12 protein-coding genes and 2 pseudogenes are annotated in these 19,406 nt (G+C 41.8%); 5 read left to right on the top strand and 9 right to left on the bottom strand.

Annotation, left to right across the window (positions count from 1 at the left end; translation table 11 throughout):
- Positions 1–272 precede the first annotated feature (272 nt).
- Both AC2CZC_RS01655 and AC2CZC_RS01650 read left to right on the top strand, forming a co-directional pair.
- Positions 273–3,122 carry a TonB-dependent receptor gene (locus AC2CZC_RS01655; RefSeq protein ID WP_484583587.1) on the top strand — a complete coding sequence of 950 codons (2,850 nt, stop codon included), beginning with the start codon at positions 273–275 and terminating at the stop codon, positions 3,120–3,122.
- A 687-nt stretch (positions 3,123–3,809) separates the two neighbouring features.
- Positions 3,810–6,656, top strand: coding sequence for a TonB-dependent receptor domain-containing protein (locus AC2CZC_RS01650; protein ID WP_484583586.1), 2,847 nt, complete (start codon positions 3,810–3,812; stop codon positions 6,654–6,656).
- 166 nt (positions 6,657–6,822) lie between these two features.
- On the opposite strand, the gene AC2CZC_RS01645 is transcribed toward AC2CZC_RS01650, so the two are convergent.
- The 3 genes from AC2CZC_RS01645 to AC2CZC_RS01635 all read right to left on the bottom strand — a co-directional run bounded on the left by AC2CZC_RS01645 (position 6,823) and on the right by AC2CZC_RS01635 (position 10,533).
- Positions 6,823–7,068 carry a hypothetical protein gene (locus AC2CZC_RS01645; protein ID WP_484583585.1) on the bottom strand — a complete coding sequence of 82 codons (246 nt, stop codon included), beginning with the start codon at positions 7,066–7,068 and terminating at the stop codon, positions 6,823–6,825.
- Between the two features lie 782 nt (positions 7,069–7,850).
- Complete coding sequence (locus AC2CZC_RS01640) at positions 7,851–8,105, bottom strand: hypothetical protein (protein ID WP_484583584.1); 255 nt, start codon at positions 8,103–8,105, stop codon at positions 7,851–7,853.
- 97 nt (positions 8,106–8,202) lie between these two features.
- Positions 8,203–10,533 carry a DEAD/DEAH box helicase gene (locus AC2CZC_RS01635; protein ID WP_484583583.1) on the bottom strand — a complete coding sequence of 777 codons (2,331 nt, stop codon included), beginning with the start codon at positions 10,531–10,533 and terminating at the stop codon, positions 8,203–8,205.
- A gap of 104 nt (positions 10,534–10,637) precedes the next feature.
- On the opposite strand from AC2CZC_RS01635, the gene AC2CZC_RS01630 reads away from it, so the two are divergent.
- From AC2CZC_RS01630 to AC2CZC_RS01620, 3 genes and pseudogenes are all read left to right on the top strand, one after another.
- Positions 10,638–11,474: a M90 family metallopeptidase gene (locus tag AC2CZC_RS01630; protein ID WP_484583582.1), complete on the top strand. Its 837-nt coding sequence runs from the start codon at positions 10,638–10,640 to the stop codon at positions 11,472–11,474.
- 54 nt (positions 11,475–11,528) lie between these two features.
- Positions 11,529–11,693, top strand: a pseudogene (locus AC2CZC_RS01625) (zinc-dependent peptidase); the annotation flags it as partial.
- 51 nt (positions 11,694–11,744) lie between these two features.
- Positions 11,745–11,912 (top strand): annotated as a pseudogene (locus AC2CZC_RS01620) (zinc-dependent peptidase); the annotation flags it as partial.
- An 84-nt stretch (positions 11,913–11,996) separates the two neighbouring features.
- On the opposite strand, the gene AC2CZC_RS01615 reads toward AC2CZC_RS01620, so the two are convergent.
- The 6 genes from AC2CZC_RS01615 to olsF form a co-directional block, all read right to left on the bottom strand.
- Entirely contained in the window at positions 11,997–13,883 is a 1,887-nt protein-coding gene (locus AC2CZC_RS01615; RefSeq protein ID WP_484583581.1) for a DEAD/DEAH box helicase, read from the bottom strand.
- A 128-nt stretch (positions 13,884–14,011) separates the two neighbouring features.
- Positions 14,012–14,275: a GrxA family glutaredoxin gene (locus AC2CZC_RS01610; RefSeq protein ID WP_484583580.1), complete on the bottom strand. Its 264-nt coding sequence runs from the start codon at positions 14,273–14,275 to the stop codon at positions 14,012–14,014.
- A 128-nt stretch (positions 14,276–14,403) separates the two neighbouring features.
- Positions 14,404–14,682, bottom strand: a complete 279-nt coding sequence (locus AC2CZC_RS01605) for a peptidylprolyl isomerase (RefSeq protein WP_039608643.1) — start codon at positions 14,680–14,682, stop codon at positions 14,404–14,406.
- Between the two features lie 141 nt (positions 14,683–14,823).
- Entirely contained in the window at positions 14,824–16,896 is a 2,073-nt protein-coding gene (locus AC2CZC_RS01600) for a TonB-dependent receptor plug domain-containing protein (RefSeq protein ID WP_484583579.1), read from the bottom strand.
- 112 nt (positions 16,897–17,008) lie between these two features.
- Positions 17,009–17,494 carry a TlpA family protein disulfide reductase gene (locus tag AC2CZC_RS01595; RefSeq protein WP_484583578.1) on the bottom strand — a complete coding sequence of 162 codons (486 nt, stop codon included), beginning with the start codon at positions 17,492–17,494 and terminating at the stop codon, positions 17,009–17,011.
- Between the two features lie 116 nt (positions 17,495–17,610).
- A complete protein-coding gene (gene olsF, locus AC2CZC_RS01590) occupies positions 17,611–19,335 on the bottom strand; it encodes a bifunctional ornithine lipid synthase OlsF (protein WP_484584827.1) in 1,725 nt (574 codons plus the stop codon).
- Between the last annotated feature and the right edge of the window lie 71 nt (positions 19,336–19,406).

The raw sequence follows: 19,406 nt of genomic DNA, 5'->3' as shown, positions 1-19,406 counted from the left end.
GTTATTTTATTTGGGACTTGATTAATTTTTCGTTCAAAATAAATAAATCCTTTAAATTCAATGTTTTGATGTTTTTTTGTTGTTTTCTTTGTAACTTTTCGTGTTTAAGGATGTTGATTTTTAGGGTTAGAAGTGCAATAAAATTGTTGACGCTAAGGGCAGGTATTGTTTAGTATTCCTGCACTGAGTTGCCTTAAGTGCAACAATAAAAAATTGGCTCACGCCACTTATATAATTATAACCACTCAAAAGGGTGGTCCAGGGAGATTCAAATGTTAAACAATCAAGTAACCAAGGCAGTGCGCTTAGCATTGGCTTTAGGTGCTGTTTCAGCATCTGGTTTTGTAGCTGCTAATGAAGCAGGTGAACAAGAAGTAGAGCGTATCGAGATCACAGGTTCAGCTATCAAGCGTACCGATCTTGAAGGTGCTTTACCTGTTGACGTTATCGATGCAACAGACATTGCTAAATCTGGTGTAACAAGCGTTCCTGATTTAATTGCAAACATCCCTTCGATGCAGGGCTTCACTGCTGCAGGTGAATCTGTAGGTGGCGGTGGTGGTGGTATTCAAACTGCTTCACTTCGTGACTTAGGTGCTGAGTACACACTTGTGTTAGTAAATGGCCGTCGTATGGCGTCATCTGACTCAGGTTCAAGCATCGACATTAACTCAATCCCGCTATCAGCTATCAAGCGTGTTGAAATTCTAAAAGATGGTGCTTCTGCACTATACGGTTCTGACGCAATCGCGGGTGTTGTTAACTTCATTCTTAAAGATGACGTGCAAGAGACTACTATCAGTGCGCGTTACGATAAGCCAAAAGATACTTCTAGCTCTAACTTTGCAATCACGACTGGTTTTGGTGACCTAGGCAGTGATGGTTTCAACGTAATGGTGAGCTTTAGCCGTGATGAGCAAGACAACCTAAGATCTGTAGACCGTGACTTTGCAAAAACAGGTTTTGTTGAGTTTGAGCACGCTGGTCAAGACTTAGTTGCTATCGCAGGTTCTTCAAATGCGATTCCTGGTAACGCATATGTGCCATATAAGCAAAAAGACAAAGACGGTAACTATGTAACTAAAGAGGGTAAGCAAGTAATTAAGACTTACTCACTTAACCCTTACAAAGAAGCTAACGGTTCATGTCACACAACAAGTGCTCCTTCTGGCAATGCTTGTCAGTTCGACTACACAAGCACACTAGAAATTCAGCCTGAGAGCGAGCGTAACAACTTATTCTTACAAGGTACGTTCACAGTGAATGACGATACTGAAGCGTACGTAACTGCTTCTGCTTCTGAATTCAAAATGACGACGCGTATTGCACCTTACCCAACTGGTGGTTTCACGCTGAACAAAGAATTAGGCCAAGAGTCTGCTTTTGTTAACGATAACGTTATTAAATACTTACCAACAGCGTTTGTTGATGCTGATGGCGTTACACAAAATGTTCTTGCCGAGAGAACTGGTGAAGTGACAGCTCGCTGGCGTGTACTTCCTGGTGGTAACCGTACTGATGAATACAACACATCAACAACGCACTTCGTAGCTGGTCTTCGTGGCGATTTCGGTGAGTGGAACTACGACGTAGCTGTAACTGCTTCAGATGCAGAGCGTGAGCAAACTCGTATCACTGGTTACCCGCTAGAAGAAGAGTTCATGGCGCTAGTAACTTCTGGTGAAGTTGATATCTTCGCAGATCCAGACTCGCTAACTGAAGAGCAAAATGCTGCTGTTCGTAACACGATGTTCAATGGTTTGTGGGACACAACTGATACAAGCTTATTCGCTGTAGAAGGTAAAACGTCAGGCCCTATCGCTGAACTAGACGCTGGTACAGTGTATATGGCTGTTGGTTTTGACTACCGTCAGTCTAGCTACTCTCTAACAAACGGCGAAGGTCAAAATGCAGAAGTGGTACTATTTGAAAGTGCTGGTGAAGAATTTGACCTAGAGCGTGATAGCTACGGTGCATTTGCTGAAGTAGTTGTTCCAGTTCTTGAAAACTTAGAAGTAACTGGTTCACTTCGTTACGACGAAATTGGTGAAATCACTAACTCTAAGCTTGCAGGCAATCAAACAGTTAATGACAGTGCAGACGATACAACTTACAAAGTAAGTGTTTCTTACCGTCCAGACGACCAGTGGTTACTACGTGCTTCATATGGTACAGGTTTCAAATCTGCAACTATGCGTCAAATTGCTGCGCCACGTCTTGAGTTTGGTGTAACTGCATCACCTTATGACTGTCCAGCAGGCTTAAGACAGGAAATTGCACAGTTCTGTCACTCTGACAAGCTTCAGTACGATGTATTCCGTGAAGGTAACGCTTCGCTTCAGCCAGAGACTTCTAAGCAGTACACTTTTGGTTTCGTATGGTCTGGCGATCAAGGCACAAGCTTTGGTGCTGACTACTGGAACGTTGAGATGGAAAACCAGGTTCGACGTCTAACTCAAAACCAAATCTTTGGTGACCCAGTAACATACGCTGAGTGGTTCACAACTAAGATTGATAACGGTACAGGTAACACTGTTGTTGCAATCATCCAAGCTGCTGACAACGTTGGTCAGTCAAACACATCAGGTATTGACTGGCACTTTGACTTCACGACAGAGTTCTCTTTCGGCACACTTAAGTCTCAGTTAATGGGTACTTACATGCTTGAAGCTGAGAGCCTACGTGTAGGTAGCGACAACATTTGGGATACAAGCCTAGGTAAAGTTGGTACAAATGAAGCGGTTACTTTCCGTAACATCGTTAACTTCAACAATACCTTCACGCACGGTGACTTCACTCACAGCTTGAATATTAAAGCTCGTAGCGGTTACACAGATGCAGCAGCGAATGTTAGCTTCTATGTTGCTAAAGCTGATGACTGGGATGACGCGGTAGATGGTAGCGTGATTCAAAAGCATGTTCCTGTTTACATGACGTTCGATTACCGCCTTGCATATGCTTGGGGTGACAACGCAAACGTCGGTTTTGGTATTAAGAACCTATTTGATAAGCAGCCTCCATTCACGCTTAATGCAGCTGCTGGTCACCAGGTTGGTTACGACCCACGTTACGCTGATGCGTATGGCCGTAGCTTCTACCTACAAGCTGATTACACTTTCTAATATCAGTATGTGGCTCTAAGGGTTACTTGGAGCCACTTTACTTATTTTAAAGGAAACTATAACAATTTTAAGCATATATAACTTAATTCATAAACTTCACTTAGCATGTTTATGTAAATTAGATAAATGCTTTGTAGATTAAGTTTCTGATTGAAATATTTTTGTCTGAAAAGCCTGCATTTGCAGGTTTTTTTTGTTTTGTGTTGTTGTTGTTTTGGGGATTTGTTGTTTTTATATTGTTTAATATGTTTATTAATTGTATTTTTTATCAAGTGCCTCTTTTAATCTCCCCTCGTTTTTTAATGCATATATTTTACCCCCGACACCCATTCGTTATAAAAACCATTTGATTAAGTAGGATTTTCTTTAACTTACTGTATTTTATTGATAATTATGGAGTTATGAGATTTTTATTCAAAGAGGTTGTTGCTAGATTTTTTCTACTGTGAAGCTTGCGTTGGTTGTTTGTTGAACAGGTTTGACGGTTTTCTTGATGAATGATTTCATTGCTTTAATTTAAATAAATCATTGTATTAACTGGTTTTTACAAGCTTGCATGGGTATTTACTTTGTGGTTACTATACTTGCGGTGTTACATATAAGGTACACAAAAAAGTAACGTGTTTAACCTTGTATAGAGAGCATAATTAAAATAAAAGCTTTGATAGAAGCTCAGGGAGAAATTGAATGTTAAATAATAAGATCTCAAAAGCAGTTCGCTTAGCGATCGCTTTTGGTGCTGTTACAGCAACTGCGTTTAGCGCAACAGCTGCTGAAAATAATGAAATCGAAAAAATTGAAATTACAGGTTCAAGTATCAAAGGCACAGACCTTGCTGGTGCACTACCTGTAAATGTATTAAGTGAAGAAGACATCAAAGCAACAGGTGTAACATCTGTTCCTGATTTAGTTGCGCAAATTCCTTCAATGCAAGGTTTCGTTACACCGGTATCATCAGTAGGTGGCTCTGGTGGCGGTACAGCAACTGCGGCACTTCGTGGTCTTGATTCATCTTACACTCTAGTGTTATTAAATGGTCGTCGAATTGCACCATTTGGTTCAAGTAATACTGTGGATTTGAACACTATTCCACTTGCTGCGATTGAGCGTGTGGAAGTATTAAGCGACGGTGCATCTGCACTATATGGTTCTGATGCGATCGCGGGTGTAATCAACTTTATCCTAAAAGATGAAGTAGATCGCACAACTGTTAGTGCACGAATTGAAAGCCCTGAAGAAAGTGGTGGTGGTTCTAAAAACTTTAGTATTACGACTGGTTTTGGTGACTTTGACCAAGATGGCTTTAGTGTTGTTGCATCTTTATCACACGATTCTGTTGACATGTTACGCTCAACTGACCGCGAATTTGCAAAAACTGGTTTTCTTGAGTTTACCCACAACGAGAGACCATATTACCGTGTAAATGGCTCAAGTAATGCGATCCCAGGTAACGCGCAAGTTGTTTTGGGTACTCGTAATGCGGACGGCACATTACCTGATGATGCTGTTGTAAGAAATTACACACCTTATTATGAAAAGAACGGCGAATGTGCTCCTAATACAGCACTTCGTGTTGGTAACCCTCGTTGTGAGTTTGACTTCACTAGCACATTAGAGATTTACCCTGAATCAGAGAGAACTTCACTTGTAGTTCAAGCTGATGTTGCAGTGACAGATGATATTACTGGTTTCTCGACATTCACTTATACTGACTTTGCTCAAACTCCTCGTATTGCGCCAGAGCCTACTGGGTTCATGAGAATTGGCGGTGATTTATCAAATGAAGAACTTAGAAAGCACCCTCTTTTTGTTAAACATGCAGCACCTTACCTAACAGAAGAAGAGCTTTCTAGAGTAACAGAATTCCGTGGTCAATGGCGTGCGCTACCTGGTGGTAACCGTACGACAGAATGGACAGCTGAAGCTTATAATGTAATGGCAGGTTTGGAAGGTACAATTGCAGATAGCATCGATTTCAATACTGCATTCGTTTACTCAACTTCTGAGCGTGGCGAAAACATTCTTGGTGGTTACTATGATGGTGATAAGTTTGCTGAAGGCTTAGCGTCAGGTAGAATGGACATCTTCTTATCTGTAGATGAGTTTGCAGCTAACGAAGAAGCTGTACAAGCTATTGAAGATGCACAGTGGCGTGAAAAAGAAACTACTACGAAAACAGAGTTAATTTCTTTTGATTTCCGCGCATCTCAAGCTCTATTTGAACTACCTGCAGGTGAAGTGTATGTTGGTTATGGTGCTGATATCAGACAAAATATGTACGAAAACATTCGTTCAGCAGCAAACTTAACTGATAAGCGTCTTGGTGATAATGGTGGTGACTTTGATACGCATCTAGAGCGTCAATCTTACGGTGCTTTCACTGAGTTCCAAATCCCAGTATTAGATGATCTAAACGTCAATGTTGCACTTCGTTATGATAGCATTGGCTCAATTGATGACAGCATCAATAATGTCACGGCTGGTGAAACAGAAACCGATACAACTTACAAAGTAAGCTTCCGTTATAATGCGTCAGATGACCTAGTCGTTCGTGGTTCAATTGGTACTGGTTTCAAAGTGGCGGCTTTAACAAGTATTGCTAGACCTTTCACTCCTTGGGGTGTAACAGGCGGCAATTACACATGTCCACTGGTTGACAGTAACCCGCTAGCACGTTACTGTCCTCAAGGTAGTACGCAGTATCAATATAATATTTCTGGTAACCCAGACCTGAAGCCTGAGCAATCGACTCAGAGCACAATTGGTTTTGTTTATGCGCCTTCTACTGACTTCTCATTTGAACTTGACTACTGGAAAGTTGAAATTGAAGATATGGTACAGTCGCCAGAACAGCGTTATTTAATGGACCAAAATAATTCGCCTAAGTTCCCTGACTACTTCTTCTTGCAAGAAAACCGCTCTGATCCAACATTACAGCAAGTTGCATTAAGAAATAGCCCGCTTAATATCGGTAAAACTGAAATCTCAGGTATCGATTGGAAACTTGATCTTACCAATGAGCTATCGTTTGGTGATTTGAGAACATCGGTCCAAGGTACTTACCTGCTTGAGTCAACGTATACGCGTCCTGCTGTTATTCCATATGAGTGGACAACAAGCTTAGGCAAGTACGGTGAAGATGAGGAAGTGGTATTCCGTAATGTTATTAATGTTCAGAACACATTAACACACGGTGACTTCGCACATACAGTTCGCTTCTCATACAGATCAGGTTGGAGAGATAACGCTGTAAATGCTGTACGCGGTACAATTGCTGCTCCAGATCTTGACAGAGATGACAACTTACAAACTGATCAGATCCAGTACTATGTTCCGTCATACGTTAAGACAGATTACAAGCTTGACTATCGTGGTTTTGAAGATACAACAATTACATTTGGTATTAAAAACCTATTTGATAAAGAGCCTCCTCAATCACACGGTGATCCAGAAGGTCACTTAATTGGTTTTGAAGGTCGTTACTACGATGTATTCTTACGTACTTACTACCTTGATGTATCTTATTCATTCTAATTATTGAATAATTTATTAAGATATAATAACCCGCCTTTGTTGGCGGGTTTTTGTTTTGTTCAGAAAGTTATAATAAATAAGCTTTAATGATTTATTTATGCTTATTTGAAATAAAAAAGGCTGCACTAACTGCAGCCTTTTAATGTTTTATTTATAAAGTTACACTCTATTTATTTCCAGAGAGAACCGCTGTCTGCTGCGAAGACCTTAATGCTTCCTGTCCTCTTTCCCTTGCTTCTTGCCTTTGTTTTTTTGTAGAGCAATATACATTAGGGATGTTTGAACCCAGTGATGTTACTTGCTTGCATCTGTGTCCATCTTTAGACTTTGCTGTGTCGCCGTTAGAGCTTGTAGAGTTGCAACCTGATAATAAACCCAAAAGAATAATTGCACTGGCTATTTTTATCTTCATATATAATCCTTATTTCTTGGTTTTATATTTTCTTTATATTTGTTCCTTTAATAGTGTAGTTTATATTTTGTCTTAATGCTAATTTTTATGTTTTTATTTCTGATGGTTGGCTGTTTTTATTTTTTTATAATTGGTTTTTAAATCTGGTTTAAATGGAGTCATTAAAGCCAATGCTCATTTTAAATTTCAATACTAAGGAATGAAGGCGGGTTTGTATCTAATAAATTTACTATTTCGCCACCAGGTTTGTGTCTAAACTTCTGATTTTAATGTGTTTATATCTGTTGGGGTATTTCGCTATTAGGCTGTTTTAGTTTTCTATTTTTCATTCTGCTAATAAGATTGGCGGGGAGGGAAATAATTATTATAAAGTATATAGGGCAAACTTGCTTAAGTTACACCTTTATGTAGCTTGATTTTAATGGGTTTTATATATCTTGTTGTATCTTTGTTTTTATATATTGTATTATCATTACGCTCTACGAATGACGGTAATATATTTTCTTAATTAACTAATTGATTGTCGATAGTTGGTGGTCTTAGGCACAGCAAAGCTTACTTGAACTGACATAAAACCTGCTAAAAGTGAATGACTTAATGCATGGTGGTAAGGTGTGCTTAACTTCTGAGATAAGAGTATCCATTTATAGTTAAAGTCATGAGTAAATTACTAATTATCTAAGGGTGAATAACTTTAAAAGTAACAATGACAAGACTTCAAATAACAGCCTTGTCATTATTATAATAGAGAAGATTTACTAGTGGGTTATTTCACTGATTTTTTAAATTCTTCTTTCGACATTACCAGTAATTTGTGATAACTGCTGAGAACTTCTTAAAGACTCTTTACCTTTCTCCCTAGCCTCATCTCTTTGCTTTTTAGTAGAGCAGTAAACATTTGGTATGTTGGAGCCCAAAGATCTCACTTGCTTGCATCTATATCCATCCTTTGACTTTGCAGTATTGCTTGAGTTGGTTGAGTTGCAGCCAGTTAATAAAGTGGCAAAAACAAGTGCAACTCCTAATTGTAATTTCATATATAATCCTTATATTTATTTTTTAATTAAATGGGTGTTTTTAATATAGTCTTTTATTCTTTTGCATGTCAATTTTTTAAAAATATAATGAATTTAATTATTTTATGTCGATTACTTTGCTTGCTTTTTTATACTGTAATTTAAACCCTTGAAAACTAGGTAATTCCCATCTTTTCGGCGCATCTTTCCTATTACCTGATTGATATTGCAATAAAATACGTTTTGATAAAAAGTTATATGTTACAGACATACTTAGCTCAGGCAATACAACTCTGATAGGGTGCTTTTCAATAAAAGGGTCAAGGATCCAGCTTTCTACGGTTTGAAAGTATAAATCTTCTGCTTCAATTAGCTCTAGATCTTCACAGTGAGTGACGCCCAGCTCGGACAGCCTGTTTTCTAAGTGCTCCTCTGGTGTCGGTACTATTTCGCTCATTTTCTCGTACTGATAGTACAATGTATGGTATGCGAGCGAGTCTTCAAGTGTTTTACTAACACCGGGATACAGCTGCCCGCTTTGAATTAGCATACGACAGGCGGGGATCAGCATATCAGCCTTTGCATCACTCACTTTTGTAGCTAACGACACGCCAGCATAGACTAAGTTGTATTCTGTTTTGATCTGCTCATCTTCTATGAATGCGCGGATAATGTGTTGTTCCCCCATCCCTAGCTTAATGAGCGTTTTAATCGGCAGCGGTGCAGCAAGTGTTGCCATGGTCATAGCTTGCTTTGTGCCCTTGCCAGCCAGAGCAAAAGTATCGAGTACCAGCATTGCTTGTGCCCGCTCATCTACGCGTGAGGTATTTGACACCGAGACTTCCACGAGACCATTGCCAAAACCGCCCCTGCGGTTTTGGCGTTTTATAAACACCCATTCAGGGCGCGCTTCGGCGATTGCTTGGAGAAGCGCTTGGCGGTCGTAGCTAGCTGCTTTGGCAAGGATTGGCAGTGAAAATGCTTCCCTCAATTGTTCGCTAAACTGCTTAGCTTCAGCTAGGGCCTCAGGGTCTGCTTGCACAATACCGTCAAGTTTTCCTCTTACAAGCGCGATGGCAAGCTCTATATCGCATTGATTAGGCAATAGTAGGTTTAGTTGTTCTAACTGCTCAAGATGAGTTGGTAACTGGTAAACGCGCGCTGGCACAGAGATAACAGCGATTAAATCAATCATGGCTTGTTTAAGCGTACCCGAAGGCATTTTGTCAATTAAATAGCCAAGTTCAGCTTCGACTGGAAGTGGGTATAGTAATCGACCAAGATTGGTCGCAAGTTGGTCATCGTCAATCGCACCGATACTATGCAATGTTGCAATTGCACGTTGTTTCGACGTTTCAGGTAACGGGTCAATGAATGGTAAGGAGTCAACGCCTTGTGCTGCGCACCCAGCTGCAAGTACAAGCTCTGTGAGTGCTTCACGTTGTATTTCTGGTGGTGTGCGTTCAATTAAAGGGGCATATTGGCCGTATAGACGAATACAGATACCAGCTTGAGTTCTGCCTGCTCGGCCTAGGCGCTGTTTGGCCGAATCTTGGCCAATGGCATCTAATCCGAGTACCGTTTTGCCATTTCTCAGGTGTGTACGGCGCTCTAACCCTGAATCAATTACACAGGTAACATTTGGAATTGTCAGGGATGTTTCTGCGACATTAGTGGCTAGTATAATACGCTGTGTTGATTGCTGCGATAGCGCTAGCTGTTGATGTTGTTTGCTGCAGCCACTGTAAAGCGGAACGATGATGGCTTGGAGAGACTTTAAGGCTTTGCAACAGGCTAGGATCTCTCCTTTGCCTGGCAAAAACACTAAAATGTCGCCATGTGTATCTTCAAGCGCTTGTTGACAGGCAAATGCAACGCGTTCGACAAGGCGGTCTTTACTGGGCATAGCGCGCTGATCTTTTGCGATAAAATCTTGCTCTACGGGGTACATTTTGCCTTCACTATGCAGTATCGGCGCTTCAAGGTAGCGACTCAGGCTTTGTGTATTAAGCGTCGCAGAGGTTAGTACTAGGCGGTGTTTTGCATGTTGCTTAAGCAGTGCTAGTAGTAAATCCATGTCCCAGCGACGCTCGTGGAATTCATCGAGTACGATATGTGAATAATCGGCTAATTTATCCTCAAAATACCATCTTAGTGCGACACCGGGCGTAACAAACACAATATCCGTTTGCTCATCAAACACGGTTTCAAAGCGGATTGCATAGCCCACCTTGTCGCCCAGTTTTGAGTTGCATAAGCTAGCCACATATTCAGCAAGTGATGTACAAGCAATGCGCCTTGGCTCAACGACTAATACCTTTCCCATTGAGGCTGCCCAGATAGGCAGGTGCGTTGATTTTCCGGAGCCAGTGGCTGCGGTCACGATAACATCTTGCTTGGCAATGGTGGCTAAAAATTTTGATTTGATGGATTCAATGGGCAAGGTCATGGCTGTTATTTATTCGGTACTTTTTTATCGATTTTATCAAAAAACGATTGAAAAGGGACAAGGGTGAACACACTTAAATAAAAAAGCACAGTAAATGAGCAAATATGATAAATCTAATGTTGATCCTGTTCTTAGTGGTGTTTGTAGTTGTATATTGGTACCTCAACGATATTAAACGCTACTTTTGGCACAAAAAATACCAGCAGCAAAGCCTGTCACGGGCAGATAAAAAAATATTGCGTAATTACATGCCTATTTATCGCAACATGACAGATGCAGATCGTGTGCGTTTAGAGCAACACATCATTTGGTTTTTAGGTGAAAAGCGTGTGATTGGACGTGATGGCTTGCAAGTGACCAGGCCGATGTCGTTAATTATCGCAGCGGACGCCTGTTTATTGGTGTTAAATCAAGCTTGGCCTCTTTACCCTAATGTTAAAGAAGTATTGTTGTATCCTAGTCAGTATTATGCATCGCAAACCAATAAAGACAGTGCGGGGTTGGTAAGCTATCACACAGCTGTGAGGCAAGGCGAGTCTTGGCCAGGTGGCACCTTGGTGCTCAGTTGGCACGATGTCCTCGAGGGTAATCGCTTACCCGGGGATGGTCATAACTTGGTATTTCATGAGTTTGCGCATCAATTAGATCAGCAAGCTGGCAATACTAATGGCACGCCAGAGCTGCCAAAAGGGATCAGTTATCAGCACTGGGCTGATGTGTTAAGCCGCGCCTATCGCCAACTAAAAACACAGTTAGCGTATCAAATGCCTCACGTTATTCATGAATACGGTGCGACCAATGAAGCAGAGTATTTTGCAGTTTTAACGGAGACCTTCATTGAAAAACCAGTTGAGCTAAAGCAAGAAAACCCGGAACTGTTTAACCTGTTAGTGAGTTATTTTAGGTTTGACCCCAGAGATTGGTTGGGTAGGGCAGTTTAAAATTGGCAAACACGAAAAGGTTGAAGCTTGCGTATCAAATGCGCCATCTGCTTTATTCATGAATACGGTGCGACCAATGAAGCAGAATATTTTGCAGTTTTAACGGAGACCTTCATTGAAAAACCAGTTGAACTAAAGCAAGAAAACCCAGAGCTGTTTAACCTGTTAGTAAGCTATTTTAGGTTTGACCCAAGAGATTGGTTGGGTAGGGCAGTTTAAAATTGGCAAACACGAAAAGGTTGAAGCTTGCGTATCACATGCGTCATCTGCATTTTCCATGAATACGGTGCGACCAATGAAGCAGAATATTTTGCTGTATTAACGGAGACCTTCATTGAAAAGCCAATTGAGCTAAAGCAAGAAAACCCAGAGCTGTTTAACCTGTTAGTAAGCTATTTTAGGTTTGACCCTAGAGATTGGTTGGGTAGGGCGGTTTGAAAAAATGATAATGAAATAAAGGACGGGTCAACAAAAACAAAAAAGCCGCTGAGTCAGCGGCTTTTATCAATTAACGATTACAACTTATGAAAAGTTGATTTCGTTGCGCTCACCGCGCTCTTTACGTCTGTTGTCACGGTTGCCATCTCTGTTTCCGTCACGACGTTTGTCACTGCGAGGATCTCGGAAGCTACGTTTGCCACCGTCACGACCTTCAGAACGTCTGCCACCATCACGGCGCTCGCCACGCTCTTCAAAACGTCTACCACCTTCACGACGATTACCGTTGCCACGCGCCTGATCAGCAGGGTGTGTGCTCTTAGTCATCTTCATTGGGCGTTGACAAATGTGAACACCTTGGAAGTGTGTTAGCGTTTCAGCAGGCATATCCTGTGGAAGCTGAACGGTGCTGTGCTCATCAAATAAACGGATTTCACCGATAAATTTGCTTGAGATATCTGCTTCGTTAGCGATTGCGCCCACAATGTTCTTAACCTGAACACCGTGCTCACGACCCACTTCAATGCGGTAAGTATCCATAGGTGCCGAGCTATTGCGACGGCCCTTTCTCTCACCACGGTCGCCACGTTCACCGCGTCTGTCGTCACGGCGGTCACGGTTACCATCACGGTCGCGACGCTCGCGTTGTTGAACTTTAATTTCTTCAACTTTAAGCGGAGACTGTTGCTGTGCTAGGCAAAGTAGTGCAGCTGCAAGTTGTTCTTGGCTTAGCTCTAGTTTCTCACCTAGGCCTTGAGCAACTTCACTGAAGAACTCAATGTCTTTGTGATCAAGTGACATGCTAAGCTTGTTTTGAAGTGCTTCAATACGTTTTTGCTCAACGATTTTTGCACTTGGAAGCTCTACTTGCTCGATGTCTGAGCGAGTATGACGCATGATGTTACGTAGTAAGTAACGCTCGTTACCTTTTACGAACAAGATAGCTTTACCTTTACGACCCGCACGACCAGTACGACCAATACGGTGTACGTATGCTTCGCTGTCTTGTGGGATATCGTAGTTGATAACTAGGCTTAAGCGGTCAACATCTAGACCACGTGCTGCAACGTCTGTTGCGATAACGATATCTAGTAACCCACTTTTCAGTCTTTCAACTGTGCGCTCACGTGCCTGTTGGTTCATGTCACCATTGAGTGGTGCAGCAGAGAAACCTTCACGCTCAAGCAGCTCAGCAAGCTGAACAGTATCATTACGAGTACGTACAAACACGATAGAAGCATCATAATCTTCCGCTTCTAAGAAACGTACGATTGCTTTGTTTTTATGTGTCGTTGCACGCCAGTACACCTGCTCAATTGTGTCAACAGTTGAGTTACGTGGTGTGATTTTTACTTGCTCTGCGTTATCTAAGTACTTAGAACAAATAGATTGGATCTGCTTTGGCATAGTTGCAGAGAAAAGGCATGTTTGCTTTTCTTCTGGTGTTTTTTCCATGATGCTTTCAACATCATCGATAAAGCCCATGCGTAGCATTTCATCAGCTTCATCTAATACCAATGCATTTAGGTTTGATAGATCAATGGTCTTACGGTTGATATGGTCGATTAAACGCCCCGGAGTTGCCACGATGATCTGTGCGCCACGGCGAAGTGCACTTAATTGCACGCCATAGCTTTGTCCACCATATAGCGCAAGTACTTCTACGCCTCTGGTGTACTTAGCATACTGCTCGAATGCCTCAGCAACTTGCAATGCAAGTTCACGAGTCGGAGTCAGTACTAAAATTTGTGGTTGCTTAACGGATGCGTCAACATTGTTTAATAGCGGCAGTGCGAAAGCCGCCGTCTTGCCCGTACCCGTTTGCGCTAGTCCCAGCACGTCCTTTCTTTCTAGCAATAACGGTATACATTGAGCCTGGATCTCAGAAGGTGATTGATACCCTAGCTCTTCGACTGCTTTTAGGATTGCAGGAGAAAGGTCTAAAGATTCAAACGTTACTGGTTCTGACATTAATGCGCCTCAACAATTTAAAAGAGGCGGCATTGTACAGTAAAGAAAAGATAATTGCTTGTATAAATTGGCACTAAATTTGTAGGTGTTTGAAATTGGTTAAAAAATAAACTGTAATTTTTTTAGGGTTATTGATATAACCCTAAATTTGCCTTGGCATAGGCCTCAAAATCATCAAATCCACCAATGTGATCTTGGTCTACAAATATTTGTGGTACCGTGTTACATGGCTTGCCAGCAGACTTTTCTAGGTCAGCTTTACTGATCCCTTCTTTGTTTATATCGATATAGCGAAAATTGAAATCGTCACGCTCATCTTTTATACGTGTCGCCAATTCTTTCGCACGTACACAATAAGGACATCCTTCACGACCAAAAATAACAGTAAACATAGTAATAACTCTCTTAGTGATTTCAATGACACTCAGTATAGTTGAGCGTGCTGGAATTAAAATTGATTAAAAGCTATTACACCAATCTGTTTTTTCGATTTGAAAATAAGGGTAGGCTGAGCAGTGTTTTACGAACGGTACACCGTTTTAATTAAGTGAAAGCCAAATTTGGTTTTAACAGGGCCATGAACCTCGTAAAGCGGCTTTTTGAAAACTACGTCATCGAAGGCTTTAACCATATCCCCCTTGTTAAATTCACCAAGGTCACCGCCACGTTTTTTTGAAGGGCATGTTGAATGCTGTTTTGCTAGCTTATTAAAATCTCCCCCCTTTGCGAGTTTGGCTTTGATGGCTAAGCATTCTTTTTCAGTTTTCACTAAGATGTGATACGCGCAAGCTTTAGGCATGATAATACTCCGACATGTTTAAGGAGCGGATCATGCAAGGCGATGGCGAAAAACGCAAGAGGCAATTGCTTACTCGCCACGCCTTTATCAGGAAAGCTCAAGCCGTCATCTGGTTTTGTCAGTGTAGATGACGGCGTTATGTTAAAAGGTCACACTAAAACCAATTGAAGGGCGCATTTCAAAGTCGTCATTTTCTTCTTTTATATGTAGGTCATTCACCGACGAGATCTTGTCGTAATCTAAATCAATGTAGGCGACGTTGTCCTGACCATAGGCATTCATGAGTTCAAGTATTAATTTGCCCTCTAGACCAAATACAGTGGTTTTTCTTTCAAATCGCACATCCAGCCTGTGGTAAGTCTTAAAGCGCTCAGAGAACGGATCGCCATAAACAGGTAAAAAGCGCCCAGCGTGATCTGGGTTCTCTCTTACACCGACTATTGGGGTATAAGCTTGCCCACTGCGTGCAGTAAAGTTAAATCCACCTTGCCAGAGCTCATTAATGTCGTAGTTCAATACCGCGTTAAATACGAGTGGTGTATCTGCATAATAATCTCGCGTGACGTTACGGCTTAAGTCAGTTCGTTCGCTTTTGGCGTAGCTCAGTGCTACCCAGCCATACCAATTATCGGTTTTGTTCTTATTTACCAGAAGGTCAACGCCGTATGCACGCCCTTCGACTTGGTTGCTATATAAAAGGTGTGCATTGCTGCCAGCGTCGATCGCCAGTGGTAAATCTTCCATGGTTTTGTAATAGCCCTCTATCGACCAAGACCACTCGTTTTCAAGCATTTGTCTAAATCCAAGGGTACTGTGTGTCGCAACTTGTGATTTGAGCGCTGGGTTACCTATCTCAGGTAGAATATACTCAACATCTTGCATGCGGTTGTAGCGACCGACTTTCGCGCTTATCACGCTATTAGGTGTCACATAGTAATTTACTGCGACACGAGGCGAAGTGAATGTTTCGTCAGTGTAGCGGTTATGCTGGCTTTGTACACCGACTTCGGTTTGCCAGTCTTCATGGGGTTGCCAGATATGCGTGATACCAACAAAACCTGAGTCCAGATCTATGGTACGTTTACCTGAAATGCGATCTCCCTTTTTCAAGTCACAGTCTGGATCAATCTCGGTACACAAATATTGAAATGTGTCATATTCATAAGACGTTTCATTATCAAAGTAGGCTGCGTCAAATACAAACCGGTGCTGTGGGTTAACGGTGTAGTTTAGGCGTGCTTTATAGGTAAGTTGCTTTTCACCTTCTTGTTCAAAAAAGCCTGCCAGATTGTTTGGTTGTTTGCCAAATTCGAGTCGCCCTGAATGATCCAGTGCGCCAACACCGACCCTTAAGTGAAACTTTTTGTTGTAGTGATCCCACAGAATACTCTGGCTATTAAAGTCTCTAATAAATCGGGCATCCCCTTGAAAATCAGGCGTTTTTTGTGCAAGTTCTGCACGTTCACTAAACCCTGCTGCTGCGGAGTCTTCCGCACCAGTAAAATTGAAGGTGAGGGTATTGTTGTTATTAATGTCCCATAAAAATTTGCCTTGATAGTCATGGTCATCTGGGGCGTCGTTAATGGTTACTCCTGATGGTTCGCCATCGTCATCATCTAGCTCTTCTCCTTCACTGAAAAATAATGGGAGCGTACTTTTTCTGCCCGAGACATAAAACGCTGTATTTTCAGTTGCCTGACCTTCAACAAAAAAACCTGCATTAAACATCGAAAAGTCTAGTGTGGTCGTAATTGGCTGGTATTTGGGGTTTCTTAACGTAACATCAAAAACTGCACCTGTGGCATTGCTATAACCCGCGCCATAACCTGCTGAGTACAACTGAAAATCTTGAATAATATGACGATTGAAAATGGAACTACCAAAGTCATGGAAAATATATCCAGCCGGCATAAAGTCGACTTCAAACATATTGTCGCTGGGTGATGAGCCTCTAACCGCGGGTTCGCTCATTGAACCGCCAGCAGCGACGACACCGGGTAGTGCAAAGACAGCACGCAGTGGGTCGCCCAGTGCACCTGGCATTTCTATGAGCTTTTCGGTGTCTTCCGTAATTTCTGAGGTAATAGAGCTGCGTTTGTAAATGACTTCTATATGCTCAATGTCATCTTTTTTTGTTTGAGCATGTGCTGACATCGCCATACACAACATGATTGGAGATAAAATAAAACGCTTTTTCGCAGTAAGTGCAAACATCGTCGAGTCCCTTTGGCAGTGAGTAACTTCAAATTTGACGACAGTGTACGGACTAAAAGCGTTGATTTATTGCGGATTTGGGTAAGAAAATGTATCGCAGCTATACATTTTCTTACAGGCGAAATCGAATACCCAGCTCGCTTGAGTAACCAATAGAGCGCTCAATGACTTTGAGTTTTGGATCCATTACATAGTAAGTTGGGTAGGCTTTAACCTTGTAATCTTGTGCGGTTTTTCGATTGCCTAATAAAACAGGCATGGATAAGTTTAAGTCTTTGCTAAAAGCTTTAACTTCTTCGGCACTTTGAAAGTCTAGCGCGATGGCAACTGCGTTTACTTTTCCTTGGCGGTGAAGCTTGTCTATATTTGGCATGCTGTAACGACAAATGTTACACCAAGGTGCGAAGAAATAAATGACAGAACGATCCCCCTGAAGCTGGCTAATGTCATATCTTTGCGACGTATTCTCTAATAAAGGCAATGAGAAATAGGGGGCTGATTGCTTGCCGTCATCTTCTAGCATGCCGAGTTCTTGATACGCTAGCACGGCAGCAAAGATGACAACAAAAACGATGATATTAAAGAGAGATTTAATCATTACTGGCGCTTAATCTGCGTTGTTATATATGAAGACCGAGCGCCAGTATAAAAAATTGCAACAGGGTTGCAAGGAGTTTGTCGCAAGCTTTCTTTTTATAAAAGCAGAAAGCTTCATTACGACTGATAAATATTTTCACCAAGATAACGTTTCGCTTTATTGGCTTTTAACTTGGTCAGGTCGACGAGCACCAGTCCATCGATACAATTATTGAAATCAGGGTCAATGCTAAAGCTTAAAAAGTTAACGCCGTCTTGTTCACAAAGCTCAGTATACTGCTTAAAAAGCGTTGGTACCTGTGCGCCCATGTTCGCCAAAATGTGTTTAAGTTCAGCAAAGTCTTCTTTTATATCATTGCCACAAAACAAATCAGTACAGGTCTCTAACTGAGATTGTGAGAGCTTAAATTCGTTGTTTGGGTGTGCTAAGTTGCCAAGCGCTGAGAAGTAGTGTTGATAGTGATATACCAACAGGGCTTTTGCTTTATCTGGCAATGCGTTTGATAAACTGACGGGACCGAATAAATAGCGGTGTTCGGGGTAGCGCTGAATAAATGCCCCTATGCCATACCAAAGGTAATCTAGGCTCTTACGACCCCAATATTTAGGCTGCACGAAACTTCGACCCAATTCCAAACCTTGATTAAAATAGGGGGCCATATCATCCGTGTATGAAAACAAGCTACTGGTATATAAACCATTGGTACCATGTTGCTGAATGACCTGCTGAGCACTGGCTAAGCGGTAAGCGCCCACCAGTTCAAGTTGCTTGGCATCCCATAGCACTAACTGCTGATAGTACATATCATATTTGTCAGTGTCTCGTCTTTTACCGCTGCCTTCACCGACGGCTCTGAAGGCAATTTCACGTAAGCGACCGAGCTCTCGAAAGATGGGGGAGCTGCCAGCATATTGATACAAGTATATTTGCATGCCATCTGCGGTTTCGCCAAGGCGCTCACATTGCTCAATGGCTTTTTTGAGCTCTTTTTTGCATTCAGGAACGGCAATGGGAGTTTGCGTTTTTAACGGGAGCGCTTTCTTACTGTTTAATCGATACAGTTGCTTGCGGATAAGTGCAACGATCTCTTTATCTTTGAGGTTGTCTAAGCGGTATGACTCCGGAGGGATACTGGCCCCAATTTCAAATTCCAACGATTTTTGTCTTTGCTTAAACATTTCCTTAACCAAAAGCAAACTCGCCAGAGGTTTGTAAATCATAGACGTGCCATAGAACAGAGGGCTGTTCTTTGCTTTGATATAGATGGGTAAGATGGGGCAGTTTGCTTTTTTTGCCATACGTAAAAAGCCCGTATTCCACTTACAGTCTTTGATCCCTGTAGGGCCCAGACGTGAGACTTCTCCAGCAGGGAAAATAAGTAAGGCACCCTCAGCTTTAAGGTGTTTTTGGATATTAGCAAGTTCTTGTTTTCGGCTTGCGTTTGACAGGTTATCAACGGGTAGCAAGAGTGAATGCATTGGTGTAATTGACATCAACATGCGATTGGCGACGACTTTTAAGTCTGGCCTCGCTTTGGCCAATACTTTGATAAGTGCGAGGGCATCCAAAGAACCAATAGGGTGATTGGCAACAATCACAACACTACCTTCACTAGGTATGTGCTCAATTTGCTTAGGCTTAAACCGTGCGTCAAAATCCAATTCTTCAAGTACTTGCTCTACAAACTCAAGACCTTCCAAGTGTGGGTATGTATCTGCAAATGCAACAAACTCTTGTTCATGTAATAAGTAGCCTAATCCTTTTTTTACTAAACCTTTCACTTTTGGTGAGTTTTCTAGCTGTGGTAGGTTGGCTTCGATCACTTTATCAACGCTGATCATCATAATTCTCTACGGCTGTGTTTATAGCAGATTAAAAACTGAATGTGACAATTGCGTTGCATGGGTATGTC

The sequence above is a fragment of the Pseudoalteromonas sp. MMG033 genome, from assembly GCF_057197785.1.
Note: the sequence above shows the minus strand (reverse complement) of the source record. Positions and strands in the feature narration are given on the sequence as shown.